General features: G+C 71.7%; 19 protein-coding genes. 10 read left to right on the plus strand and 9 right to left on the minus strand.

Annotation, left to right across the window (positions count from 1 at the left end; translation table 11 throughout):
- The first annotated feature begins 11 nt into the window (after window positions 1-11).
- Together aliA and DES41_RS15330 are read left to right on the plus strand one after the other, a co-directional pair.
- The gene (aliA, locus tag DES41_RS15325) at window positions 12-1,655 is read left to right on the plus strand and encodes a cyclohexanecarboxylate-CoA ligase (RefSeq protein WP_114468544.1); all 1,644 of its coding nucleotides are present in this window, start codon (window positions 12-14) and stop codon (window positions 1,653-1,655) included.
- A 36-nt stretch (window positions 1,656-1,691) separates the two neighbouring features.
- The gene (locus DES41_RS15330) at window positions 1,692-2,672 is read left to right on the plus strand and encodes a Bug family tripartite tricarboxylate transporter substrate binding protein (RefSeq protein WP_114468545.1); all 981 of its coding nucleotides are present in this window, start codon (window positions 1,692-1,694) and stop codon (window positions 2,670-2,672) included.
- A gap of 1 nt (window position 2,673) precedes the next feature.
- Here DES41_RS15330 and DES41_RS15335 read toward each other — a convergent pair whose 3' ends face one another.
- The 3 genes from DES41_RS15335 to mltA all read right to left on the minus strand — a co-directional run bounded on the left by DES41_RS15335 (window position 2,674) and on the right by mltA (window position 4,612).
- A complete protein-coding gene (locus DES41_RS15335) occupies window positions 2,674-2,961 on the minus strand; it encodes a helix-turn-helix domain-containing protein (protein ID WP_114468546.1) in 288 nt (95 codons plus the stop codon).
- A complete protein-coding gene (locus DES41_RS15340; protein WP_114468991.1) occupies window positions 2,958-3,305 on the minus strand; it encodes a type II toxin-antitoxin system RelE/ParE family toxin in 348 nt (115 codons plus the stop codon). Before DES41_RS15340 ends, DES41_RS15335 begins: the two co-directional genes overlap by 4 nt.
- A gap of 71 nt (window positions 3,306-3,376) precedes the next feature.
- On the minus strand, window positions 3,377-4,612 hold the full coding sequence (gene mltA, locus DES41_RS15345; RefSeq protein ID WP_245965723.1) for a murein transglycosylase A: 1,236 nt from the start codon (window positions 4,610-4,612) through the stop codon (window positions 3,377-3,379).
- On the opposite strand from mltA, the gene DES41_RS39555 reads away from it, so the two are divergent.
- Together DES41_RS39555 and DES41_RS15350 are read left to right on the plus strand one after the other, a co-directional pair.
- Window positions 4,560-4,691, plus strand: a complete 132-nt coding sequence (locus tag DES41_RS39555) for a hypothetical protein (RefSeq protein WP_281277204.1) — start codon at window positions 4,560-4,562, stop codon at window positions 4,689-4,691. The genes mltA and DES41_RS39555 overlap by 53 nt on opposite strands.
- Window positions 4,692-4,760: 69 nt before the next feature.
- Window positions 4,761-6,590 carry an ABC transporter ATP-binding protein gene (locus DES41_RS15350; RefSeq protein ID WP_170168206.1) on the plus strand — a complete coding sequence of 610 codons (1,830 nt, stop codon included), beginning with the start codon at window positions 4,761-4,763 and terminating at the stop codon, window positions 6,588-6,590.
- A gap of 215 nt (window positions 6,591-6,805) precedes the next feature.
- Here the strand turns inward: DES41_RS15350 and DES41_RS15355 are convergent, their stop codons facing one another.
- The 4 genes from DES41_RS15355 to DES41_RS15370 are packed head-to-tail and all read right to left on the minus strand — an operon-like array spanning window position 6,806 to window position 14,358.
- Window positions 6,806-7,432: a response regulator transcription factor gene (locus tag DES41_RS15355; RefSeq protein ID WP_114468549.1), complete on the minus strand. Its 627-nt coding sequence runs from the start codon at window positions 7,430-7,432 to the stop codon at window positions 6,806-6,808.
- Window positions 7,419-9,518 (minus strand): two-component system sensor histidine kinase NtrB, encoded by a 2,100-nt coding sequence (locus DES41_RS15360; protein WP_170168188.1) that lies wholly within the window; start codon window positions 9,516-9,518, stop codon window positions 7,419-7,421. The genes DES41_RS15355 and DES41_RS15360 overlap by 14 nt, the downstream gene beginning before the upstream one ends.
- Window positions 9,515-10,330, minus strand: coding sequence for a carbon-nitrogen hydrolase family protein (locus DES41_RS15365; RefSeq protein WP_114468550.1), 816 nt, complete (start codon window positions 10,328-10,330; stop codon window positions 9,515-9,517). The genes DES41_RS15360 and DES41_RS15365 overlap by 4 nt, the downstream gene beginning before the upstream one ends.
- Window positions 10,327-14,358 carry a YhdP family protein gene (locus tag DES41_RS15370; protein WP_114468551.1) on the minus strand — a complete coding sequence of 1,344 codons (4,032 nt, stop codon included), beginning with the start codon at window positions 14,356-14,358 and terminating at the stop codon, window positions 10,327-10,329. The genes DES41_RS15365 and DES41_RS15370 overlap by 4 nt, the downstream gene beginning before the upstream one ends.
- Window positions 14,359-14,475: 117 nt before the next feature.
- Between DES41_RS15370 and glnE the strand changes: the two genes are divergently transcribed.
- Both glnE and rraA read left to right on the plus strand, forming a co-directional pair.
- Window positions 14,476-17,193, plus strand: coding sequence for a bifunctional [glutamate--ammonia ligase]-adenylyl-L-tyrosine phosphorylase/[glutamate--ammonia-ligase] adenylyltransferase (gene glnE / locus DES41_RS15375; protein WP_245965724.1), 2,718 nt, complete (start codon window positions 14,476-14,478; stop codon window positions 17,191-17,193).
- Between the two features lie 3 nt (window positions 17,194-17,196).
- A complete protein-coding gene (gene rraA / locus DES41_RS15380) occupies window positions 17,197-17,745 on the plus strand; it encodes a ribonuclease E activity regulator RraA (RefSeq protein ID WP_114468553.1) in 549 nt (182 codons plus the stop codon).
- Here the strand turns inward: rraA and DES41_RS15385 are convergent, their stop codons facing one another.
- Entirely contained in the window at window positions 17,746-18,516 is a 771-nt protein-coding gene (locus DES41_RS15385) for a helix-turn-helix transcriptional regulator (protein WP_114468554.1), read from the minus strand.
- A gap of 92 nt (window positions 18,517-18,608) precedes the next feature.
- Between DES41_RS15385 and DES41_RS15390 the strand changes: the two genes are divergently transcribed.
- The 4 genes from DES41_RS15390 to DES41_RS15405 all read left to right on the plus strand — a co-directional run bounded on the left by DES41_RS15390 (window position 18,609) and on the right by DES41_RS15405 (window position 22,675).
- Window positions 18,609-20,237 carry an FAD-dependent monooxygenase gene (locus DES41_RS15390; protein WP_114468555.1) on the plus strand — a complete coding sequence of 543 codons (1,629 nt, stop codon included), beginning with the start codon at window positions 18,609-18,611 and terminating at the stop codon, window positions 20,235-20,237.
- Window positions 20,234-21,019, plus strand: a complete 786-nt coding sequence (locus DES41_RS15395; protein ID WP_114468556.1) for a class II aldolase/adducin family protein — start codon at window positions 20,234-20,236, stop codon at window positions 21,017-21,019. Before DES41_RS15390 ends, DES41_RS15395 begins: the two co-directional genes overlap by 4 nt.
- Window positions 21,016-21,237, plus strand: a complete 222-nt coding sequence (locus tag DES41_RS15400) for a DUF2783 domain-containing protein (RefSeq protein WP_114468557.1) — start codon at window positions 21,016-21,018, stop codon at window positions 21,235-21,237. The genes DES41_RS15395 and DES41_RS15400 overlap by 4 nt, the downstream gene beginning before the upstream one ends.
- A gap of 175 nt (window positions 21,238-21,412) precedes the next feature.
- Entirely contained in the window at window positions 21,413-22,675 is a 1,263-nt protein-coding gene (locus DES41_RS15405; RefSeq protein ID WP_114468558.1) for a putative Na+/H+ antiporter, read from the plus strand.
- Between the two features lie 9 nt (window positions 22,676-22,684).
- Here DES41_RS15405 and DES41_RS15410 read toward each other — a convergent pair whose 3' ends face one another.
- A complete protein-coding gene (locus DES41_RS15410) occupies window positions 22,685-23,785 on the minus strand; it encodes a DNA glycosylase AlkZ-like family protein (RefSeq protein ID WP_114468559.1) in 1,101 nt (366 codons plus the stop codon).
- Between the last annotated feature and the right edge of the window lie 21 nt (window positions 23,786-23,806).

A 23,806-nucleotide genomic window follows, 5' to 3' on the forward strand; every position in this document is an offset into this window, starting at 1 on the left:
GGAGACAAGCCATGGAATTCGATGCCGTCCTGCTGCCGCCCCGGCGCGCCGCGAGCGTGGCGCAAGGCCACTGGGCCGACAAGACCGTCAACGCGCTGCTCGATGCCGCTGTGGCCGCCCACCCTGACCGCATGGCGCTGACCGCGCTGCGCAGCGATGCGGCAGAACCGCGCCGCTTCACCTACCGCGCGTTGGCGGAGATGGCCGACCGCATCGCCGTGGGCCTGTCGCGCCTGGGAGTGGGCCGCAATGACGTGGTGGCGATGCAGCTGCCCAACTGGTGGCAGTTCAGCCTGCTGGCGCTGGCCTGCGCGCGGCTGGGCGCGGTGATCAACCCGCTGATGCCGATCTTCCGCGAGCGCGAGCTGTCGTTCATGCTGCGCCACGGCGAGGCCAAGGTCTTCGTCGTTCCGGCGCAGTTCCGCGGCTTCGACCACGCCGCCATGGCGCGCGCGCTGCAGGCCGAACTGCCCACGCTGCAACACGTGGTGGTGGTCGGCAGCGGCGGCGCAGACGATTTCGAGGCGCTGCTGTCCGGCCCGGCCTGGGAGAAGGAGCGCGACGCCGAGGACATCCTGCACCGCGGCCGCCCGGGGCCGGACGACATCGTGCAGCTGATCTACACCTCGGGCACGACGGGCGAGCCCAAGGGCGTGCTGCACAGCGCCAACACGCTGCTGGCCAACATCCGGCCCTATGCCGAGCGGCTGGGGCTGTCCAGCGCGGACACGGTGTTCATGGCCTCGCCCATGGCGCACCAGACGGGCTTCATGTATGGCCTCTTGATGCCGATCCTGCTGCATTGCCCGGCCGTGCTGCAGGACATCTGGGACCCGGCGCGCGCGGTGCAGGCCATCCGCGCGGCGGGCGCCACCTTCACGATGGCGTCCACGCCCTTCCTGACCGACCTGACGCGGGCCGTGCGCGAAGGCGGCGAGGGGGTGCCCACGCTGCGCACCTTCCTGTGCGCGGGTGCACCCATCCCCGGCCCGCTGGTGCAGCAGGCACGCGAGACGCTGGGCACCAAGATCGTCTCGGCCTGGGGCATGACCGAGAACGGCGCAGTCACGCTGATTCGGCTGGACGACGCGGACGAACGGGCCTACACCACCGACGGTTGCCCCCTGCCCGGCGTGGAACTCAAGGTGGTGGACTTCGACGGCACGGAGTTGCCACGCGGCGAATCCGGCAAGCTCCTGGTGCGCGCGGCCTCGAACTTCGGCGGCTACCTCAAGCGCCCGCACCTGAACGGCACCGACGCCGAGGGCTGGTTCGACACCGGCGACCTCGCGCGCATGGACGCCGACGGCTACATCCGCATCAGCGGGCGCAGCAAGGACGTGATCATCCGCGGCGGCGAGAACATCCCGGTGTTCGAGGTGGAGTCGCTGCTCTACAAGCACCCGGCCGTGCTGCAGGTGGCCGTGGTCGCCTACCCCGACGAACGCCTGGGCGAGCGGGCCTGCGCCGTGGTCGTGCCCAAGCCCGGCCAGTCCATCGACCTGCCCGAGATCGTGCGCTTCCTGAAGGCCGAGAAGGTGGCCGTGCAGTACGCGCCCGAGAAGCTGATCGTGCTGGACGCCATGCCGGCCACGCCGTCCGGAAAGATCCAGAAGTTCAAGCTGCGCGAGCTGGTGCAGAACGTGCCCGCGTAAGGGCCTGATTCCCCCAACGACCCGAGGAGACAAACCATGGACAAGAAGAAGATCGCGCGCCGCAGCGCGCTGGCCGCCGCATGCCTGGCCCTGGCAGGCGCTGCCTGGGCGCAGGCGCCGGCCTGGCCCGGCAGCAAGCCCGTGCGCATCGTCGTCGGCTTCGCGCCGGGCGGCAGCACCGACGTGATGGCGCGCATCGTGGCGCAGTCGGTCGGCGAGGCCATCGGCCAGACCGTGCTGATCGACAACAAGCCCGGCGCCAGCGGCAACATCGCGGCATCGGAAGTCGTGCGCGCCGCGCCCGACGGCCACACCTTCCTGATCGCGCCGACCTCGGTCGAGACGGCCAACCCCTGGCTGTTCAAGTCCACGCTGCTGCCGTCCCGCGACCTCACGCCCGTGGGCACCATCGGCAAGACGCAGATGTACCTGGTGGCCAAGCCGCAGATGCCGGCCAAGGACGTGCGCGAACTCGTGGCACTGGCCAAGGCGCAGCCGGGCAAGCTGTCGTACGCCTCGGCCGGCACGGGCACGCCGCCGCACCTGGCCTGCGAGATGTTCAAGGCCGCGAGCCAGACCTTCGTCACGCACATCCCCTACCGCGGCGCGGCGCCGGCGCTGCAGGACGTGCTCTCGGGCCAGGCCGATTTCGTCTGCGACCCGGGCATCGCGTTCCCGCACATCCGCACCGGCAAGGTCAAGCTGCTGGGCATCGTCAGCGCCAAACGCTCGCCCTTCTTCCCGGACGTGCCCACCGTGGGCGAGCAAGGCGTGGCCGGTGCCGACCTGGACATCTGGTTCGGCCTGTGGGCGCCCAACGGCACGCCGCCCGAGGTGCTGGCGCGCATGAACAAGGAGCTGGCCCGCGCGCTGGCCCAGCCCGCGCTGGCCAAGCGCTACGGCGACCTGGGCGCCGAACCGGTGTCGATGGAGACGGCGGACTTCCGCGCGCTGCTGCAGCGCGAGGGCAAGCAGCTGGAGACGCTGATCAAGACGCAGGGGATCACGGTGGAGTGATTCAATCCCGCAAGGCCTCGATCACGGCACGTGGGTTGCGTTCGATCACGTTGAGCAAGACGAGCGAGGCGCCGTGCGGCGTGCGGTCGCCGCGCTCCCAATGGCGCAGGGTGGCGGTGGAGAAGCCAAACCTGGCGGCGAATTCTTCCTGAGTCATCTCCACCTTGGCGCGCAAGGCCCGCACATCCACAGGCCGCGGGCGGTGCACGCGCACGCCCTGGCCGCCGTGCTCCGCATGCGAGATGGCTTCCTTCAAACCCTGCCGGATGCTGTCGAATGCCTTGCTCATGTCTTTCGTCCTTTCGCTTTCCACAGACTGACCAGCACCACGGTCAGGCCGGCCAGCTCATTGCGTTCCGCCTTGCTCAGGTTCGCGCGGTCGCCCTTGGCAAACAGGGTCAGCAGATACAACGGCATCTGCTCGTCATGGAAGTAGTAGATGGCGCGGACGCCGCCGCTCTTGCCATGGTCGCCACGACCCCACCGCAGCTTGCGCACGCCGCCCGTGCCCTCCATCAGATCGCCGGCCTTGGGGTGCAAGGCCAGATAACGGATCAGCTCCTGCCGCTCCGCCACGCTGAGCAGCTTGTCTGCCTCGCGGATGAACTCCGGCAGCTCGGCCACGGTTTGCATGGCGGCCATTATGATCCATTGGGACGGTTACCGGCGCATGTCGCCTCTGTCGCCTCCACCAGGCCAGGCGTTCAACGCGGCCACAACGCCCACATCTTGAGCGGCTGTTTGAGCCGCCCGGCGAAATCCCCCGCCTCCGGCCCCCAGCCCGCGAAGTAGTCCGCCCGCACGGCACCGACGATGGCGCTGCCCGTGTCCTGCGCGAGCACCAGCCGCGCCAGCGTGGTGACCGGCCCCTGCGAGGCCAGCCAGACCGGCGTGCCGTAAGGGATGCTCTGCGGGTCCACCGCGATCGAGCGGCCCGGCGTGAGCGCCACGCCCTGTGCGCCGCGCGGCCCGAAGCCGGCGTCGAACGGCGGCAGCGGCTCCTCGCGGAAGAACACCATGCGCGGGTTGGCCCACAGCATGTCGCGCACGCGGCCGGGGTTCTGCACCGTCCAGGCCTTGATGCCGGGCCAGGTGGCATCGCGGATGGCGCCCTGGTCGAGCAGCCAGCGGCCGACGCTCTTGTAGGGCTGGTCGTTGGTGCCGGCATAGGCCAGGCGCACCAGCTTCTGGCTGCCGTCCGCCTCGGTCAGGCGCAAGCGGCCCGAGCCCTGGATCTGCAGCACCAGCGCGTCGACCGGGTCGGCCAGCCAGGCGATCTCGCGGCCGGCAAGCTCGGCCTGGGCCTGCGGCAGCGTTTCCATCTCCTGGCGCGTGAACCAGGGCTTGCGCTGCCCCAGCGTGGCGGGCGGCTGGTAAAGCGGTATGGGGAAGGCCGCACTGGGTTGGCGCTGGGCCTCGAACATCGGCTCGTAGTAGCTGGTCAACAGGCCTTCGCTCGCGCTCTGGCCGGGCAGCGGCTGGATGCGGTAGGGCTGCAGCCGCGCGATCATCCAGGCCCGCTGCTCCTCCAGGCTGGCGATGGACAGGCGCCGCACCTCGGCGCAAAGCTGGCCCCAGGTCTGGCCGGGGCGCTCGCAGCTGCGCATCCAGGCGTTCCAGGCTTCGTGCAATGCGTCCTGGCCCACGCCGGGCAGTTCGTTCCAGCGCACGGGAATCCATTGGCTGCGCCCGCGCAGGATCGGCGCCGGCAGCGGCGCGGTGTCGCCGGGCCAGTCGGCCACTGGCGGCAGGGGCGGCCAGGTCGGCGCCGTGGTGGCCGGTGGCGGGCTGGGCAGGCTTGGGGTTTCGGGCCGTGGGGGTTTGCTGGAGCAGGCGGCGAGCATTCCTACAATCGCCGCGCCCACCACCCACCAGGAGAGTCGCTTCATGGTCCTGATTTTGCTCGAAGCCCTGGCAGCCCTTTTGCTGCTGGTGGGCATCGTCTGGTGGACCATGTTCTCGGGCCGCGACAAGGGCGAGCTGCCGCAGGACCGCAAGCCGGACGACCCGCGCGACTGAAGCCCCTACGCGCCCTGCGTCACACGCGGGCGGCTACAGTGCCCGGCGCCCCCCGGAGACCCTGCCTTGCTGTTCCGCTACTTCGAACGACTGCTTCCCCCCTATCCCGCCGCCGAGCCGGCCCTGCCGCCCAAGGGCTTCTTCGCCTTCCTGTGGGCCTGCACGGAAGGCCTGCGCGGCAAGGTGGGCTGGCTGGCCCTGCTGACGGCCGCGATGGCCGCCTTCGACGCGCTGATGTTCGCCTTTCTCGGCCGCCTGATCGACTGGCTGGGCGGCGTGCAGCCCGCGCAGCTGTGGACCGAACGCGGCGGCGCGCTGCTCTGGCTGGCCGCGGCGCTGGCGGCCAGCGTGCTGGTGGTGGCGCTGCAGACCATCGTCAAGCACCAGGTGCTGGCCATCAACCTGCCCATGCGGCTGCGCTGGAACTTCCACCGCCTGATGCTGGGCCAGAGCATGGCCTTCTACCAGGACGAGTTCGCCGGCCGCATCACCACCAAGGTGATGCAGACCGCGCTGGCGGTGCGCGACACGCTGTTCGTGCTGGCCGACGTGCTGGTCACCATGACCATCTACGCGGTGACCATCGCCGTGCTGGCCGGCGTGTTCGCGGGCGGCCTGGTCTGGCCGTTCGTGGCCTGGCTGGTGCTGTACGTGGCGGCCGCCGCGTACTTCGTGCCACGCCTGGGCAGCGTGGGCAAGGCCCAGGCCGATGCGCGCTCGGCGATGGTCGGCCGCGTGACCGACGCCTACACCAACATCATGACGGTCAAGCTGTTCTCGCACACCCAGCGCGAGGCCCAGGTGGCGCGCAGCGCGATGCAGGACTTCATCGTCACGGGCTACCGGCAGATGCGGCTGGTCAGCGCCTTCGAGATCGTCAACCACACGCTGTCCATGGTGCTGGTGGCGGGCATGGCCGGCATGTCGCTGTGGCTGTGGTCGCGCGGCGAAGTGGGAGTGGGCGCGGTGGCGGCGTCGATCGCGATGGCGCTGCGGCTGCAGAGCATGTCGCAATGGATCATGTGGGAGATGACCAGCCTGTTCGAAGCCGTGGGCACGGTGCAGGACGGCATCAACACGCTGAGCCGGCCGCGCACCGTGGTCGATGCGCCGGGCGCGAAGGCCTTGCAGGTCCCGCAGGGCGAAGTGCGCTTCGAGGACGTGAGCTTTCGCTACGGCCCCGACAAGCCGCCCGTCATCGACCACCTGAACCTGACGGTGCGGCCGGGCGAGCGCATCGGCCTGGTCGGCCGCTCGGGCGCGGGCAAGAGCACGCTGGTGAACCTGCTGCTGCGCTTCCACGACGTGGCCGGTGGCCGCGTGCTGGTGGACGGGCAGGACATCGCCCAGGTGACGCAGGATTCGCTGCGCGCGCAGATCGGCATGGTCACGCAGGACACCAGCCTGCTGCACCGCTCGCTGGCCGACAACATCGCCTATGGCCTGCCGGACGCGACCGAGGCCGAGATCCGCGCCGCCGCCGAACGTGCGGAGGCCTCGGGCTTCATCGACCAGCTGACCGACCTGCAGGGCCGCAAGGGCCTGGCGGCGCACGTGGGCGAACGCGGTGTGAAGTTGTCGGGCGGCCAGCGCCAGCGCGTGGCGATCGCGCGCGTGATGCTGAAGAACGCGCCCATCCTGCTGCTGGACGAAGCCACCAGCGCCCTCGATTCGGAGGTGGAGGCGGCGATCCAGGAAAGCCTGAACCGGTTGATGCAAGGCAAGACCGTGATCGCCATCGCGCACCGCCTGTCCACGATCGCGGCCATGGACCGGTTGATCGTGCTGGACGGGAGGCAGGTCGCCGAGGAAGGTACGCACCGCGAGCTGCTCGCCCGCGACGGCCTGTATGCGCGCCTGTGGGCGCACCAGAGCGGCGGCTTCCTCGGCGAGGAATGATCGGAACCTGGAAGACGCCTTGACGCGTCTCCCAGGATCAGCGCAGGCCGAAGAACGACAGAACGGCGATGACGACGACGACCAGACCAACGATGTAGATGACGGAGTTCATGGTGTGAGAACGGTTGTGTTGAAGACAGCCTGAGCATGCGCCCAAGGCCGCCCGGCCGCTGTCGGCGCCGGTCGGCGCCCGCTGTAGGACGCCTGAAGATGTTTCAGAGGCCGCGCAGCAGGTTGGCCAGTTCCACGGCCGACTTGACTTCCATCTTGTCGAACACGCGGGCGCGGTGCACCTCCACCGTGCGCACGCTGATCTCCAGCTGGTCTGCGATGAGCTTGTTGGGCATGCCTTCGACCACCAGGCGCATCACGTCGCGCTCGCGCTCGGTCAGCTCGGTCAGGCGCGTGCGCAGCAGCGCATCGTTGTGCTGCGCGGCCAGGGTGCGGCCCGATTGCACAAGGGCCTGCTCGATGCGGTCTACCAGCGCGTTGTCGGAGAACGGCTTCTCGCAGAAGTCGAAGGCGCCGCGCTTGACGGCGTCCACCGCGGTCGGCACGTCGGCATGCCCGGTCAGGAAGATCACCGGCAGCGCCTGGTGCAGGCCCCGCGCGACGAGCTGGTCGAAGAGCTCCAGCCCGCTCATGCCGGGCATCCGCACGTCCAGCAGCAGGCAGCTGGCCTGCGTCGGCAGGAAGCCGGCCTGCAGCCGGGCTTCGAAGGCTTCTGCGCTGTCGAATCCTTCGCTGAGCAGCCGGCGCGATCGCAGCAGCCACGACAGCGCGTCGCGCACGCCGGCGTCGTCGTCGACGATGTGGACCAGGGCGTCCTTAGGAACTTGCATGGGAGGTCTCCACCAGGATGTCGGTGGTGTTCAGTGGCATGGGGTCGGTGGTGGGTTCGGCATCGCCGGCTTCGGCCGGCAGTGTGAAGCGGAACACGGTGCCGCGCGGCTGGCGTGCCTCATACACCATGGAGCCGCCGTGCTGCTCCACCACGGTGCGGCACAGCGACAGGCCCAGGCCCATGCCTTCGGCCTTGGTCGTGAAGAAGGGGGTGAACAGGCGCTCGGCCACCTCGGGCGCGATGCCACCGCCGCAATCGGCCACGCTGAACTCGAGCCAGCCCCGGGGCCGCGTGGCGCCCGCGCGCGTGCCGGCCGGCGCCACGCGCAGCAGCAGCTCGCGCTGGGCCACCGGCGTGCCGTCCATGGCCTGCATGCCGTTGCGGGCCAGGTTCAGCAGCACCTGCTCGACCATGGTGCGGTCGCACTGCACGCGCGGCAGCCCCGGCGCGACCTCGGTGCGCACGCGCACCGCGAGCTTGCGCGCCTGCAGGCTCACGAGCGGCCAGATCGCGCCCAGCAAGGCGTGCGGCGCCACCGCCTCGTGGGCTTCGTCGCGCCGGCGCACGAAGTCGTGCACGCTCTTGATCACGCGGCCGGCGCGCTCGGCCTGCTCGGCAATGCGGCGCATGGCCATGGCCATGTCGGCCGCCGCGGCCGGCCCGTGCGCCAGCATGTTCAGCGCACCCGTGGCGTAGCTGGAGATCGCGGCCAGGGGCTGGTTGAGTTCGTGGCTCAGCAGCGAGGCCATCTCGCCCACCGTGGCCAGGCGCGCCGTGGCCTGCAGCCGCTCCTGGCTGGCGCGCGAGAGTTCTTCCACGCGGCGTTGCTCGCTGATGTCCAGGAAGGCGCTCATCCAGCCGGTCTGCACGCCCTGCGCATTGATCAGCGGCGCTTCGATGATGAGCACCGGAAAGCGCGTGCCGTCCTTGTGCTGGAACACCGATTCATAGCCCTCGCGCGGTGGCAGCTTGCCGGCCAGCCGGATCGCCTGGCGCTGCTCGTACTCGCCGATCAGCTCGGGCGGCCAGTAGGGCGCGGGCGCGGCCTTGCCCCAGAGTTCCTCGGGCGCATAGCCGACCATGCTGCAGAAGGCCGGGTTGACGTAGGTGATGCGGCCGTCCAGGTCGCGCGCGCGCAGGCCGGTGAGCAGCGAATCCTCCATGGCCTTGCGGAAGGCCAGCGCATCGGCGAGGTCGCGTTCGGCGCGCTGGCGCCGGCGCATGTCCTTGGCCAGCAGCATCAGCACAGAGACCAGCGCGATCGACATGCCGGTCACCAGCGCGGTCATCACGTTGGGCAGCAGGTCGGGCGCGGCGCGCCAGCTGGCCAGGCGCAGCAGCATGGGGTTGCCAGGCAGGTCCAGCAGCTGCTGGGCCGTGAACACGCGTGCGCCGCGGCGCGTGGCACCGTGCAGCGCCAGCCGCGTGCCGTCGGCCTCGATGAAGGAGGCCTCCTGGTAGTGCGGCAGCTGGCGGCCCAGGAACTCGGCCAGGATGTCCTGCAGCGCGTAGGTGGCCAGCACGTAGCCGGTGACGCGGCCATCGGCCTGCAGCGGCAGGCACAGGTCCATGACCTCCATGCCGCGGCCGTCGGGCTGCGGCAGGTAGTAGCTGGCCGAATAGGCCGGCCCGTTCAGGCGCCGCGCCGTGGCGCAGTTCAGCGTCACGTCGCTCAGCGTGTCCTGGCGCGGCAGCAGGCCGAACACGGGCGCGCGGTAAGGCGTGTCGGCCTCGCCCAGCAGCCGCTGGCTGCTGCCGCGCCACTCCAGCCGCATGATCTCGCGCCGTTCGCGCAGCAGTTCGGCCGCGCGCCGGCCCCAGTCCTCGTGCAAGGGATCGGACGCGTGCAGCGCCTGCAGGCTCTGCACGTTGCGGATCAGCGCGGCGCGGACGTCCGCCACCGCATCGGCGGTGTCGCGTTCGACCTTGCCCTGCACCTGGGTGGCCTCGTAGCGCCCGGCCAGCCAGACCAGCGTGCCCAGCAGCCCCACCACCAGCAGGATCAGCAGCGACCACAGCGACCAGCGCCGCTGGATGAACTGCGCCCACTGGCGCAGCAGTTCGGGCACCGCCTGGATCTTCACAGCAGCCGGTGCTCCAGCGCGGGCAATTGGCGGCGCGCCTCGTCCAGCCGCCCGGCGTCCAGGCTGCCCACCACGCAGGCCGGGCCTTCGGCCTGCTCGGCCAGCACCTGGCCCCACGGATCGACCAGCATGCTGTGGCCCCAGGTGCGCCGGCCGTTGGCATGCAGGCCGCCCTGCGCCGGCGCCAGCACGTAGGCCAGGTTCTCGATGGCGCGCGCGCGCAGCAGCGTGGCCCAGTGCGCCTGGCCCGTGGTGTGCGTGAAGGCGCTGGGCACCAGCAAGAGGTCGGCGCCCTGCGCGGCATAGGCGCGGTACAGCTCGGGAAAGCGCAGGTCATAGCAGACCGACAGGCCCACGCGCCAGCTGCGGCCACCGCGCGCGGCCAGCGTGAACAGCGCAGGTTCGCTGCCGCGTTCGAGCACGCGCGCCTCGTCGAAGCGCTCGCTGCCGTTGTCGAAGCGGAACAGATGGATCTTGTCGTAGCGCGCCACGCAGTCGCCCTGCGGGTCGAACACCAGGCAGGTGTTGCGCACGCGCGCGCCATCGCCAACGGTGATGGGCAGCGTGCCGCCGACGATCCACAGGCCGAGTTCACGTGCCGCGCGCGCGAGGAAGTCCTGGATGGGGCCGGCGCCGAACGGCTCCTGGATCGCCAGCTTGTCGGTGTCGCGCGCGCCGAGCAGGCAGAAGTACTCGGGCAGCACGGCCAGTTCGGCGCCCGCGGCGGCGGCTTCTTCCAGCAGGCGGCGCGCGGCGGCCAGGTTGTCGCCCAGGTCCATGCCCGAGACCATCTGCAGCGCTGCCAGCTTCATCGCACGGCTCCTTTGTTCTCGTTGTCCTCGGCCTGGGCGCTCGCCGCGCTGCGCGCGACGCGCTCGATGCGCGGCTCGCTCCAGGTGCCATCGATGTGGAACTGCTGCGTGGCCGCCTCCATGAGCGGACGGCGCAGCACCCATTGTGCGAGGAAGGTCCCCAGGCCAATGGCCGGGTTGATGACCGAGGCGACGAGCGAGGCCGTGCCGGCGTTGATCTCGGGCACCACCACCACGCGCAGGTCCTGCGTTTCCCGGGCGATGTCGGCACGGCCATCCATGAGCACGGCGGCGTTGATGCCCTTCATCTGCAGGTTGTTGGAGCTGACCACGCCGCGCGCGATCTGCGCGTCGCCCCGCACGAAGTCGAACGCGAAGCCCTCGCTGAACAGGTCGCGGAAATCCAGCGTGAGCCGGCGCGGGAGCGCCTGCAGGCTCAGCACGCCGAGCAGCCGCGCCACGCCGGCATCGGCCTTGAGGAACTGGCCATCGCGCACGTCCAGGTGCAGCTTGCCCGCCATGCTGGGGTAGTCCAGCGCCAGCGGCGAGCCGTCCCAGGCCACCGTGCCCTCGAGCTGGCCATTGCCGCGGCGGAACACGCCGGCCATGCCCAGGCGCGCCAGCAGCGCACCGGCATCGTCGATGGCGAGCTTGAAGTCCATCGCCGTGCGGCGCCCGGCGCCCGCGCCGCGTGCGCCCCATTGGCCAGAGGCCTCGAAGCGCGCCTCGGGCATGCGCAGCGCCAGCTTGTGCAGTTGCCACTCTGCACCCTGGTTCACGGCGTTGACTTCGAGCCGGCCGAGCTTCTTGCCACGCAGGTCGAAGTCCTCCACCACGACGTCCAGCGCCGGCACGCTGGAGGGCTGCTCGTCCAGCAGCGTGGTGACTTCCTCTTCCTCGCCCGCCGCGATCACGAGCCGCTGCAGCCGCGCGTGCACGTTGCCGGGCTGGCTGCCGGTGCCCTGGCGGTATTCGATCTGGCCGGCGAGTTCGCGCGCATCGATGTGGGCGCGCCAGGTGCTGCCTTCGCGCGCGCCATCGAGCACCAGGTGGTGCAGGCGGCGGCTGCCCCAGCGCAGCTCGTTGGCCCGCAGCGCGAAGCGGTCGGGCAGGTAGCCGGCGTCCACGCCCACGGCGGCCCGCTCGTCGCCGAGCCCGCCGGACAGCGCCTGCCAGGCGTCGAGCGCCACGGCATCGAGCCGCAGGTCCATGGCCACGCCCTGCGTCGGCAGCGTGGCGGCTTCGCCGTCCGGCAGGCCCAGGCCGATGCTGCCGCGCAGCACGCGCGGGCTGGCGCCCGTGGTGTCGCGTTCGAAGCGCGCCTGCAGCACGGAGCCCAGGCCCAGCGTGAGCAGGTCCTGCCGGTTCGCCTGCTGCGGTGCCAGCGCCACGCGCAGCGGCAGGCTGGCCTCGGCCGGCTTGGCCAGCGGTGCCGGCAGGTCCAGCGCCAGTCCTTGCAGCGGGCTGTCGAGCGTGAAGGCCAGCGCACCGGCGGCATCGCGCGTGAGGGCGGCGGTGTAGGCCGCGCTGCCGCTGGCCCGCTGCGCCAGCCGCGTGAGCGCGCCGAGTTCGCTGGCCTGGCGCAGCCCCTCGGCCGTGGCCGTGCCCTGGGCGCGCACGGACAGCGCGCCGTTCTGCAGGCCACCGTCCACGCGGGTCTCGCCGCCCAGCACCGCGGTCTGCACACCGGCCAGGCTGAAACCGGTGTCGCTGAAGGCCACGGTGCCGCGCGTGCGCGCCAGCTGTGGCGTGCCGGGCCGCAGCTGGATGTCGTTGCCCGCCAGCACCACGCTGCCCTGCACGCGGCTGGTCTGCAGGCGCTCCAGCGGCAGGGCCAGCTGCAGTTTGAGATCGGCAGCGCCGCTGCCCTGGGCCTGTGCCAACGCGCCCTCGGTCATCTGCGCCAGCGGCGAGCCGGCCACGGCGGCCAGCATGCCCGCCAGCGGGCCGCGCCCCTCGGCGCGCACGGCCACCTCGGGGTGCGCGAAGTCGGCGATGTCGGCCTCGGCCTTGGCCACCGCGAAGCCGCCGGCGTCCGCGAGCTGGCCGCGCGCGTTGCGCACCTGCATGCCGTTGCGGTCGAACACCAGCCGGCCCGCCAGGCCGGTCAGGATCGGCCAGGGCAGTTCGCCCGCATCCTGCAGGCGCGGCGGCACGTAGGCGTACTGCACGTCCTCGACCTCGGCAGCGATGTGGAACTCGCCGAGCTTGGGGTCCTTGTAGGGGAAGTGGTCGAGGTCGCCATGCACCTTGAACTGCACGCTGCTGGCGCGGCCACGCTGCACCGCGTCGCGCACGTAATGGCGGGCATCGTCGCCGACGGCCAGCGGCAGGTAGCGGTGCACGCGCGTGCCGTCGGCGCGCGTGAGCTTGCCCTCCAGCGCGAGCGTGCCGGGGCCCCGCGGCGCGCCATCCGCCGGCGCATCGGCCCGACTGTCCCAGCGCGCCTGCAGCTGGCCCGTGGCGTCGGCATTGGCAAAGCGCAGTTCGGGCACCTGCACCGCCAGCCGCGCCCCCGCATGCTGCCAGCGCACCAGGCCATCGAGCTCCGACATGGGCACGCGCGCCTCCTGGAACACGCCGGGAAACTCCAGCGCGCCGTCGGTGAGCGCCAGGCGCGCCTCGCCGCCGCCCTCGGTCAGCGTGAAGTCGGCCGACAGCCCCTCGACGCCGGGGCGGCCCATGGGGTAGTGCAGGTCGGGCCCCCGGGGCGCCATCGGGCCGGCGGCCAGGGCGAGGTCTTGCACCTTGCCCTGCGCGCGGTAGCTGGCCGGCGCCTCGATGCGGCCGGTCCACTGGGCCTGCAGCTGCTCGACACGGCCGCGCGGAGCCAGCGCCTGCAGTTTGGCCTGCCAATCGCCGTTCATGTGGGACGTCAGCGGCAGGCGCCCGGCGATCTCGGCCAGCGCCGCCAGGTCGATGTGGTCCACGCGCAGTTCGCCCTGGCCGGGCACGCGGCTCTCGCCGCGCATGTAGCTCAGGAACACGTCGCCCTGCGGCCATTGCGCGCCCTCGGCCGTGGCAAAGCGCAGCTGCCGGGTCTGCAGTTCCATGCCGCTGGCCAGCAGCCGGCCGCGGATGCGCCCCTGCAGCTGCGCCAGCGCGAGCGGCTCCAGCCCCGGCCCCAGGCGCGCGCTGGCGTCGGCCAGGGCCAGGTCCATCTGCCCGCCCATCACCGCGCCGTGCACCACATCGAACCAGGCCGTGAGGCCGCCGCGCCCGGCCAGCAGCTCCACGTCGCGCGCCACGCCGGACGGCAGATGGGCCCGCAGTTGCGCGAGATCGAGCTGCGGAAATTCGGCGTAGACGGGACCGTCCCATTCGCGCCAATTGCCGCGGCGCGGATTCAACAGCGACTGGCGCATGGCCGCGCGCAGGCTGAAGCGCTGGCCCCACGCGGGCGGCGGCGTGGCGTCGAAGCGGATCTGGTGGCGCCGCGTGCCGTTGCGGATGACGAGGTCGGCGTCGGTCAGCTCGGCCGTCGGCTGGCCGCTGCGCTCGTCGGTCCAGCGCACGGTGGCCTGGCGCACCGCAAGTTCACGCTGCGAGAAGACCCAGTCGGCCGCAGGGCTGCTGTCGCCCGCGCCTTCGGACATGGCGATGCCGGCCACCAGCAGGTGTCCGTCGGCGTTGCGGCGCAGGTCCAGCACCGGCCCGTCGACGACGATCTGCTCGAAGCCCAGCCGCACCAGCGAACGTGGCGATAACAGCGCGGAAACCCTTGCCAGGCGCAGGCCTTCGCGGCCCTGGGCATCGCGCAGCACCACGTCGGTCAGCTCGAAACTGGGCAGGATGCGGGCGGAACTGGCGCTGATCGCGCCGATGCGCACCTCGGCGCCGAGAGCCCGGCTGGCGGCGGCTTCCAGCTGCGGACGGAAATCGCCGATACGCGGCACAATCCAGCCGTGCAACGCCCCCCAGGCAATGCCAACGACCAACCAGACCCCGAGCACGAGCCCCAGCACCCAGGGCGCCAGGACGGCCGCCAGCTTGAGCAGGCGAGAAGGACGTGGCGTCGGAACTGTCACTTTGAGTAGCTAGATCGGCCAGGAATTATGACCCGCGACCCCGGCACCGGTTCCGTCATCCCCCGTGACCCTTTGTTAACGCAGCCCCTCTCCGATTCCCCTGCCGACCGCCCGGCCATGGCCACGCATTCGCGCTTCGTGCAGCGCCTGCGCCGCCGCTACGCGGCCGAACTGCCGATGCTGCCGCCGGGGCCGCCGCGCAAGGCCGCCATGCAGGCCACGCTGGCGCAGCTGCTGGCCCAGGGCCACGGCCTCAGCGCAGCGCTGCGCATGCTGCGCCAGCTGGTCATGGAGCGCCTGGTGGTGCTCGATTGCGAGCAGCAGTCCGACCTCGCGGTGGTGACCACGGCCGTCACCGAGCTGGCCGAGCTGGCACTCGACCATGCCCTGCTGCAGGCCGAGCGCGAACTCGACGAAGGCCACGGCATGCCCTGCACGGCCGACGGCCGGCGCGCCCAGCTGTGGGTCATCGGCATGGGCAAGCTGGGCGCGCGCGAGCTCAATGTCTCCAGCGACATCGACCTGATCTACATCTACGACCAGGACGGCGAGACCGCCGGCACGGCCGCGGGACGTGGGCGCATCAGCAACCACGAGTACTTCTCGCGCGCCATCAAGACCGTCTACGCGCTGGTCGGCGAAACCACCGAGCACGGTTTCGTGTTCCGCGTCGACCTGGCGCTGCGCCCGCACGGCAACTCGGGCCCGCCGGCCATCTCGCTCGGCGCGCTGGAGGACTACCTGCAGGTGCAGGGCCGCGAGTGGGAGCGCTTCGCCTGGCTCAAGAGCCGCGTGGTGGCACCGCGCCGCTGCGTGGAGGACAGCTCGGCCAGCGAGCTGCGCAGCGTCGTGCTGCCCTTCGTGTTCCGCCGCTACCTGGACTACAACGTGTTCGAGGCGCTGCGCACGCTGCACCGGCAGATCCGCGAACACGCCGCACGCCGCGCCGCCGGCCATCCCGAGCGCGCCAACGACGTCAAGCTCTCGCGCGGCGGCATCCGCGAGATCGAGTTCATCGTGCAGTTGCTGCAGGTGGTGCGCGGCGGCCAGTTCCCCGAACTGCGCACGCGCTCCACGCTGGACGCGCTGCCGCGCCTGACCCGCGCCGGGCTCATGCCCCAGGCCACGGCCGAGTCGCTGGCCCAGGCCTACGTGTTCCTGCGCCGCGTGGAACACCGCATCCAATACCTGGACGACCAGCAGACCCATGTGCTGCCCTCGGGCGACGAGGACCTGGCCTGGATCGCCGAGACCATGGGCTATGCCTCGTGCTGCCCCTTCCTGTCCGAGCTGGACCAGCACCGCGAGTTCGTCGCGCAGGAGTTCGACATCCTGCTCGGCGGCGACGCCAAGCCCTGCAAGGGCAATTGCAAGGGCGGCCCCAAGGCCCAGGGCGCCGCGGCGGTGCCGGACTTCGACGCCGTGCTCGAACGCCTGCCGGCCGACTTCCGCCAGCGCATCGAGGCCTGGCGCAACCATCCGCGCGTGGCGGCGCTGCGCGACGAGAGCCGCGGCCGCCTGCTGCGCCTGGTGCAGCGCACGGCCGACTGGCTGCGCGACGAGCATCCGGGCGAAGGCATCGACGCGACGCACCGGTTGCAGGGCGCACTGCGCTGGACCGACTGGGTCGAGCCGCTGCTGCGCCGCGAGAGCTACCTCGCGCTGCTGCTGGAGCGCCCGGCCACCCACGAACGCCTGCTGCGCCTGCTGGGCGCGGCGCGCTGGCCGGCGCGCTACCTGCTGCGCCACCCCGGCGTGATCGACGAGCTGGCCTCGGCCTCGATGCTGGCCGAACGCTTCGTGCCCGAGGCCTTCGAGAGCGAACTGGAAGAGCGCCGCGCCTCGCTGGCGCGCACCGGCGAGGACGACGAAGAGGAGCTGCTCAACCTGCTGCGCCGCGCCCACCATGCCGAAGCCTTCCGCACGCTGGCGCGCGACGTGGAGGGCCGGCTGACCGTGGAGCAGGTGGCCGACGACCTCTCCGCACTGGCCGACACCATGCTGCGCGTGACGGCCCGCTGGTGCTGGCAGCGCCTGAAGAACGCCCACCGCGACGAGCCGCAGTACGCCATCATCGGCTACGGCAAGCTGGGCGGCAAAGAGCTGGGCTACGGCAGCGACCTGGACATCGTCTTCGTCTACGAGGACGAAGACGAGCGCGCACCCGAGGCCTATGCGGCCTTCGTGCGCAAGATGATCAACTGGCTGACCGTCAAGACGCGCGAGGGCGACCTGTTCGAGATCGACACCGCGCTGCGGCCGAACGGCAACTCCGGCCTGCTCATCACCAGCTTCGAGGCCTACGCCAACTACCAGAAGGGCCGCGGCAGCAACACCGCATGGACCTGGGAACACCAGGCCATGACGCGCGCGCGCTTCGTCGTCGGCATGGATGCGCTGCAGCCGCGCTTCGACGCCGTGCGCAGCGCCGTGGTGACCTCCGAACGCGACGCGCAGGCGCTGCGCAGCGAGATCGTCGCCATGCGCGAGAAGGTCCGCGCCGCCCACCCGGTCCGCGGCCAGAAGTTCGACCTCAAGCACAGCCCCGGTGGCATGGTCGATGCCGAGTTCGCCGTGCAGTACCTGGTGCTGGCGCACTCCGCCCGGCATGCCGAACTCATCGCCAACGTGGGCAACATCGCGCTGCTGCACCGCGCCGAGGCCTGCGGCCTGCTGCCCACGGGCGTGGGCCACGCCGCGGCCGATGCTTACCGCGAGCTGCGCCACCTGCAGCACCGCGCGCGGCTGGACGAAGCGCCCACGCAGGTTGAGGCTGCAGAAGTGGCCAGCGAACGCGAGGCCGTGCTGGCGCTGTGGCACGCCGTGTTCGACTGACCCATGGCGCCACCCAAGACATCCGACCTCTGCGACGCCTGCGACACCGCGCAGGTCTGCACGCTGGCGCTGCGCGGCTACGGCCTGCGCCGCGCCTTCGCCGGCAGCATCCGCACGATCCGCTGCTTCGAGGACATCGCGCTGATGCGCGATCTGCTCGGCCAGCCCGGCCATGGCCAGGTGCTGGTCATCGACGGCGGCGGCTCGCTCGCGCATGCGCTGTTCGGCGACATCATGGCCGAGAAGGCCAGCCGCAACGGCTGGGCCGGCCTGGTGATCCATGGCGCTATCCGCGACTGCGTGGAGATCGACACGATCGACATCGGCGTGAAGGCCCTGGGCACGGTGCCGCGGCGCGGCGGGCGCGGCAACGGCGGCGAGGTCGATGTGCCGGTCAGCTTCGGCGGCGTGACCTTCACGCCGGGCCTGCGCCTGGTGGCGGACGCGGACGGCGTGATCGTGCTGCCGCCCGGACTGACCGAGGCCGACATCGACACCGCCGATGCACTGGCCGCCACGGCGGCCTACACCACAGACGCGCCACGCACCTGATCAGGCCCGGCTGCGCAGCAGGTCCTTGACCGAGCGCAGGCCGAGCCGCCGGAACGCGCGGTACTGCAGCGTGCGCACGGTGCTCAGCGCCACGCCCAGGTCCAGCGCCGCCTCCCTGGCCGTGCGGCCGGCCGCGAGACGGTCCAGCACCTCGCGTTCGCGCGGGCTCAGGCGCAGCAGCTCGCCCGCCAGCCCGGCCGCCACGGGGGCGCCGGCCGCCACCACGCGGCCATGCGCGGCCGTGGCCTCGGCCAGCAGCGCCGCATGCGCCTCCAGCAAGGCGAAGTCCGCCGCAGCGAACGCCGGCTGCGCCAGGCTGCGGTAGCAGCTGATGGCCGCACGCTGCCCGCTCGGCGAGAGCACCAGCACCGAGGCGCGCTCGCGGATGCCGACCTCGGTGTAGCAGGCGGCGCGGTAGGCCGCGTCGGCCAGCTCGTCGCCGCGGTGGTGGCCCAGCCACAGCTGGGCACGTGCCGGCCGCTTGCGCGCGGCCAGCCAGACCAGCATGGGATCGACACGGTCGAAGCGCTCGGCCACGTAGCGGCCGGCCGTGCGCTCGGCCGTGTCGCCATAGCTGCTGGCGGCCGACACGGTCTCGATGCGGCCGCTGGCGCCCACCGCGAACACGGTGCAGAAGGTCACGGGCAGCAGCTCCTGCAGGGCCGCCAGGTAGTGCGCCGCCAGCCGCGCCGTGCCCACGCCGGCCAGCACACCGCCGACCACGCGGGCGGCCAGCGCCTGGTCGGAGGGGGTGATGCGCCAGCGTTGCATGGGGTTTGTCCTTGTCATCAGAACTTACTACACACGCCGGCGTATCGGCTCCGCACAATCCCGCCATCGCGCAGAAACCGAGGAGACAGAAAATGCCCGCACCCGAGCCCCCGCCGCCGTCCGTCGGCGCCTTCCACTACACCCGCCACGCGCCGCAACTGCCGCCGCTGCAGGACGGCCGGGACACCCGCCGCCATGCCGTGGCCATCGCCGGTGGCGGCCCGGTCGGCATGGCGCTGGCGCTGGGCCTGGCCGTGCAGGGCGTGCCCAGCGTGCTGCTGGAGGCCGACGACACGGTCTGCACCGGCAGCCGCGCGATCTGCGTCTCGCGCCGCAGCCTGCAGATCCTGCAGCGCCTGGGCGCGCTCGAGCCCTTCCTGGCCAAGGGCCTGCCGTGGACCGCCGGGCGCAGCTTCTACCAGACCACCGAGGTGCTGCGCTTCGCCATGCCGCACGACGCCAGCCAGAAGCTGCCGCCCATGCTGAACCTGTCACAGTACTACATCGAGCAGTTCCTGCTCGACGCGATCGGCCGCTGCAACGCCGCCACGCCGGGCCTGATCGATCTGCGCTGGAGCACGGCTTTGAGCGGCTTCGCGCAGCAGGCCGACGGCGTGCAACTGCAGGCCCGCAATGCGCTGGGCGACTACACGGTCGACGCCGGCTGGCTGGTGGCCTGCGACGGCGGCCAGAGCTTCGTGCGCAAGGCGCTGGGCCTGGAGCTGCACGGCGCGGCCTACGAGGGCCGCTACGTGATCATCGACATCGCACTGCCGAGCCGGCACCCGGTGGAGCGCCGTGCCTGGTTCGACCCGCCCTGGCACCGCGGCGGCACCGTGCTCATGCACCCGCAGCCCGACAACATCTGGCGGATCGACTACCAGCTGCGCCCGGGCCAGAGCTCGGAGGAGGCCTTGTCGCCCGCGGCCGTGCAGGCCTTCGTGCAGCGCCACCTGGACGCCATCGGCGAAGGCCACCTGCCCTGGAAGCCGGTCTGGACCTCGGTCTACCGCGCCGGTGCGATGACGCTGGACAGCTACCGCCACGGCCGCGTGCTGTTCGCCGGCAACGCCGCGCATGCCATGCCGATCTTCGGCGTGCGCGGCCTGAACTCGGGCTTCGACGACGCAGACAACCTTGCCTGGAAGCTGGCGCTGGTGGCGCAGGGCCGGGCGGGCAGCGCACTGCTGGACAGCTATTCGCAGGAACGCATCGCCGCCTTCCACACCAACGCGGAGAACGCCATGCGCAGCACCGAGTTCATGTCGCCGCCCTCGCGCGGCTTCGACCTGCTGCGCGAAGCGGCGCTGTCGCTGGCAGAGCGGCACCGCGGCATCGCGCAGCTGATCAACCCGCGCCAGACCGAGGCCGTGCGCTACGAAGATTCGCCGCTGTCCACCCCCGACGCCCACGCCATCGTCGGCCCGCTGCCCGGCGAAGTGTTGGCCGACCGGCAGCTGCCCGGTGGCGGCCATCTGCTCGACCACATGGGCCCGGGCTTCGCGCTGCTGTGCCGGCCCGCGCACGCCGCGGCGCTCGCCGACGACGCCGGCCCGCTGTCGCTCACGCTGCTGCCGCTGCAGCCCGACGACGGTGCCACGCTGCTGCTGCGCCCCGACGGCCATGTGGCCGCACGCTGGCCTGGCCTGCCGCCGGCCGGCGTGCTGGCCAGCGCGCTCGCGCGCGCCACCTGCATCCACCACGAGGAGACCACCGCATGAACACTGTCCACGACCCGCTGCCGGCCGCGCTGGCGGCCTGCCCCAGCGGCATCGCGCCCACCGAATGGCAGGCCCGGCTGCAGCTGGCCGCCTGCTACCGCATCTTCGACTTCTGGGGCTGGAGCGAAGGCATCTACAACCACATCTCGCTGCGCGTGCCGGGGCCCGAGCACCACTTCCTGCTCAACCCCTTCGGCCTGCACTACAGCGAGGTCACGGCCTCCAACCTCGTGAAGGTCGACCTGGACGGCCGCCTGCTGTCCGACAGCCCCTGGCCGATCAACCCGGCCGGCTTCACGCCACACGCCACGCTGCACCGCCACCTGGCGGGCGCGCAGTGCGTGATGCACACCCACACCACGGCCGGCATGGCCGTGGCCTGCAGCGCCCGCGGCCTGGAGACGACCAACTTCTACGCGGCCCAGCTCAGCGACCGCGTGGCCTACCACGACTTCGAGGGCATCACGCTGCACGCCGACGAAGGCCCGCGCCTGCTGGCCAGCGTGGGCGAGCGCCAGGCCGTCATCCTGCGCAACCACGGCCTCCTGGTCTGGAGCGAGACCCTGCCCAAGGCGCTGTACACGCTGTGGGCGCTGCAGCGCGCCTGCGAGGTCCAGGTGGCCGGCGCGGCACTGGGGCCGTGCCAGCCCATCGGCGAGACCGTGCGCCAGGGCTGCGTGGAGGACGCCCGCCGCTTCCTCGGCGGCGCCGCCATGGGCCAGGACCTCTTCGCCGCGATGCTGCGGCGCATCGACCGGCTGGATCCGACATGGAAGCAATGAACCACGCCCTGCCCGCGGACGCGCGCGACCGCCTCTACGCCGCATGCGCCCACGCCATCACCGAGGCCGGCCCGGCGCGCGAGGCCTTGTTCCTGGCGCGGCTGGCGCTGCTGCTGATGGAGCAGGTCGGCGACGAGGCGCGCTGCCGCCAGGCGCTGGCCGAGGCCCTGCACGCCCTGCCGGTGCCGTCGCTGTCCAGCAACGAAGACGGGGACTGAACCCCTGCAATAACGCCCCCCCCGCGGACCGTCTTGCACCGCGCCGTGCCCTGACCCATGGCAGGGGCTTGGCACGCATTCCTACAATGCGCGCCTGGGTGGCACGCCGCATCGGGCATGCCAGGTCTTCGCGCAGGTCGGGCCGCCGCGCGGCCTGCCTACGTCCGGGAAACCCATGTCCGACCCCACGATCCAGTGGATCGCCGCCACGCTCTTCGGCATCGCGCTGGTGCACACGTTCGCCGCCAAGCAGTTCGAACGCCTGTCGCACCGCTATCCGCGCCACGCCGGTCTGTTCCATCTGTTGGGCGAGATCGAAGTCGTGTTCGGCTTCTGGGCCATCGTGCTCATCGTGGCGCTGGCCTTGTTCGCGAGCGGCCCGCAGGCGCTGGAATACGCTGAGTCGCGCAACTACACCGAGCCGCTGTTCGTCTTCGTCGTGATGGTGATGGCCGCCTCGCGGCCGGTGCTGCGCACGGTCATGTCGCTGGTCAATGTGACGGCGCGCGTCGTCCCCGTCCCCACCCCCCTGGCCACGGCCTGGCTGGGCCTGGCGGCCGTGCCGCTGTTCGGCTCGCTCATCACCGAGCCGGCCGCCATGACGATCGCCGCCCTCATGCTGGCGCCGCAGATCTTCCGCCGCGACGTGCCCGAGGGCGTCAAGTACCTGGCGCTCGGCGTGCTGTTCGTCAACGTGTCCATCGGCGGCACGCTGACCTCGTACGCCGCGCCGCCGGTGCTGATGGTGGCCGCCACCTGGCAATGGGACAGCCATTTCATGCTGATGAACTTCGGCTGGAAATCGGCGCTGGCCGTGCTCGTGAATGCCAGCCTGGCCACCTTCATGCTGCGCCGGCACCTGAAGCCTGCGCCGCCCGCGCACGAGGACGACCCGGTCGAAGCCCGCGTGCCATTCACGGTCGTGGCCGTGCACCTGCTCCTGTTGGCCGGGGTGGTGCTGTTCGCACACCACCCCGTCATCTTCCTGGGCCTGTTCCTGATGTTCATGGGCTATACCCAGGCCTACGCCACGCACCAGAGCCCGCTGATCCTCAAGGAGGCGCTGCTGGTCGGCTTCTTCCTGGCCGGGCTGGTGGTGTTGGGCGGCATGCAGCAGTGGTGGCTGCAGCCCATCGTCTCGGGACTGGAGCCCCTGGCGCTGTTCTTCGGCGCGCTGGGCCTGACGGCCGTCACCGACAACGCGGCACTCACCTACCTGGGCTCGCTGATCGAAGGCATGTCCGACCAGGCCAAGTACATGCTGATGGCGGGTGCCGTGGCCGGCGGCGGCCTCACGGTGATCGCCAACGCGCCCAACCCGGCCGGCGTGGCGCTGCTCAAGCGCGGTTTCTCCGACGAGACCATCAGCGCCGGCGGGCTGCTGCTCGGCGCGCTGGGGCCGACGGCCGTGGCCGCCGCGGCGCTGCTGCTGCTGTAGGCCGCCCCCTCAGGTCCGGCCGAGGAAGGCGCGCATGCGGTCGAGCTCCTCGTCCAGGCCGGTGCGGAACGCCGCTGCGCGTGGCGCCTTGCCTGCAACGTAGCCGAACTGCGCCAGCAGCGCACCGTCGACCACCGAGAGGTTGCCCCAACCGACCACCTGCTCGTGCCACAGCAGCGGCAGCGCGTAGTAGCCGAGCTGACGGCGCGGCGCGGGCGTGTAGGCCTCGAAGCGGTAGGCCCAGCCCCAGAACAGTTCGAAGCGGCGCCGGTCCCAGACCACGGGGTCGAAGGGCGTGAGCAGGCGCACGCCTTCGTCGGGCCGCCAGCGCGCGGCCGCCGGGTTCTCGGCGGCCGGCCAGTACCAGTCCACGCCGTCGATGCGCGCACAGGCCAGCCGCAGCCGCGCGCGGGCCAGTGCCGCGGCGCGCTCGGCCGCCCACTGCGGCGCGCCGCCACGCAGCAGATGGCTCAGCAACTGGCCCAGGCTGGCCGCGGGCAGTGGCGCGTACTTGGCCACCGTGAGGTCGATCAACGCGTCCATGCGCGCGGCGACGGCCTGCGCATCGGCGGCGGCCAGGCCAGCGCTGCGCACGGCATACACGCGGGTGCCGCCGTCGCGCCGCAGCACGCGCAGCTGGCCGCGGTAGTGCATGGCGTCCAGCAGCTGCGTGCTGGCGTTGGATGAACCGCCGAACCAGTTGCGCGTCTTGCCGTGCGCGAACTCGGCCTCGACCTCGCGCGGATGCACGGCACCCCGCGCGCGCACGAACTCCAGCACCGCGGCAGCCTGGCGCGCGCGCTCGGGCGTCCAGACCTCGCGCGCCTGGCGCGGGTGCATCAGGTCGGCATGCGCGCGCGGCAGGAAGCCGTAGTTGACGAAGAAATCCTCCTCGATCCCAAGCCTGGCGTAGCGCCGCTCCAGGTCGCCGGCGCGGTAGTCGCGCACCCGGTGGCGCAGCGTGAGGTCTTGCGCGCGCGCCGGCGCGCGGATCGGGTCGGCCTGCACGAAGCCCAGGCGGGCGATGGCGCGCGGCAGCGTGGTGGGCGTGAACAGCGTGCGCGCGATCGCGTGGCGGCGCAGCTGCTCCAGGGTGGGTGCGGTCGGCATGCCGGCATCATGCCGCGGGAC

This window comes from Pseudorhodoferax soli (assembly GCF_003337555.1).
Lineage (GTDB): Bacteria > Pseudomonadota > Gammaproteobacteria > Burkholderiales > Burkholderiaceae_C > Pseudorhodoferax > Pseudorhodoferax soli.

Excerpts from the sequence above, each read along its gene's own strand:
- aliA (WP_114468544.1), top strand. The coding sequence starts at position 12 with ATGGAATTCGATGCCGTCCTGCTGCCGCCCCGGCGCGCCGCGAGCGTG.
- DES41_RS15400 (WP_114468557.1), top strand. The coding sequence starts at position 21,016 with ATGAACCACGCCCTGCCCGCGGACGCGCGCGACCGCCTCTACGCCGCA.
- DES41_RS15340 (WP_114468991.1), bottom strand. The coding sequence starts at position 3,305 with ATGCAAACCGTGGCCGAGCTGCCGGAGTTCATCCGCGAGGCAGACAAG.
- DES41_RS15390 (WP_114468555.1), top strand. The coding sequence starts at position 18,609 with ATGCCCGCACCCGAGCCCCCGCCGCCGTCCGTCGGCGCCTTCCACTAC.
- DES41_RS15355 (WP_114468549.1), bottom strand. The coding sequence starts at position 7,432 with ATGCAAGTTCCTAAGGACGCCCTGGTCCACATCGTCGACGACGACGCC.
- DES41_RS15385 (WP_114468554.1), bottom strand. The coding sequence starts at position 18,516 with ATGCAACGCTGGCGCATCACCCCCTCCGACCAGGCGCTGGCCGCCCGC.
- DES41_RS15405 (WP_114468558.1), top strand. The coding sequence starts at position 21,413 with ATGTCCGACCCCACGATCCAGTGGATCGCCGCCACGCTCTTCGGCATC.
- mltA (WP_245965723.1), bottom strand. The coding sequence starts at position 4,612 with ATGCCCACCAGCAGCAAAAGGGCTGCCAGGGCTTCGAGCAAAATCAGG.
- DES41_RS39555 (WP_281277204.1), top strand. The coding sequence starts at position 4,560 with ATGGTCCTGATTTTGCTCGAAGCCCTGGCAGCCCTTTTGCTGCTGGTG.
- DES41_RS15365 (WP_114468550.1), bottom strand. The coding sequence starts at position 10,330 with ATGAAGCTGGCAGCGCTGCAGATGGTCTCGGGCATGGACCTGGGCGAC.
- rraA (WP_114468553.1), top strand. The coding sequence starts at position 17,197 with ATGGCGCCACCCAAGACATCCGACCTCTGCGACGCCTGCGACACCGCG.
- glnE (WP_245965724.1), top strand. The coding sequence starts at position 14,476 with ATGGCCACGCATTCGCGCTTCGTGCAGCGCCTGCGCCGCCGCTACGCG.
- DES41_RS15335 (WP_114468546.1), bottom strand. The coding sequence starts at position 2,961 with ATGAGCAAGGCATTCGACAGCATCCGGCAGGGTTTGAAGGAAGCCATC.
- DES41_RS15330 (WP_114468545.1), top strand. The coding sequence starts at position 1,692 with ATGGACAAGAAGAAGATCGCGCGCCGCAGCGCGCTGGCCGCCGCATGC.
- DES41_RS15395 (WP_114468556.1), top strand. The coding sequence starts at position 20,234 with ATGAACACTGTCCACGACCCGCTGCCGGCCGCGCTGGCGGCCTGCCCC.
- DES41_RS15410 (WP_114468559.1), bottom strand. The coding sequence starts at position 23,785 with ATGCCGACCGCACCCACCCTGGAGCAGCTGCGCCGCCACGCGATCGCG.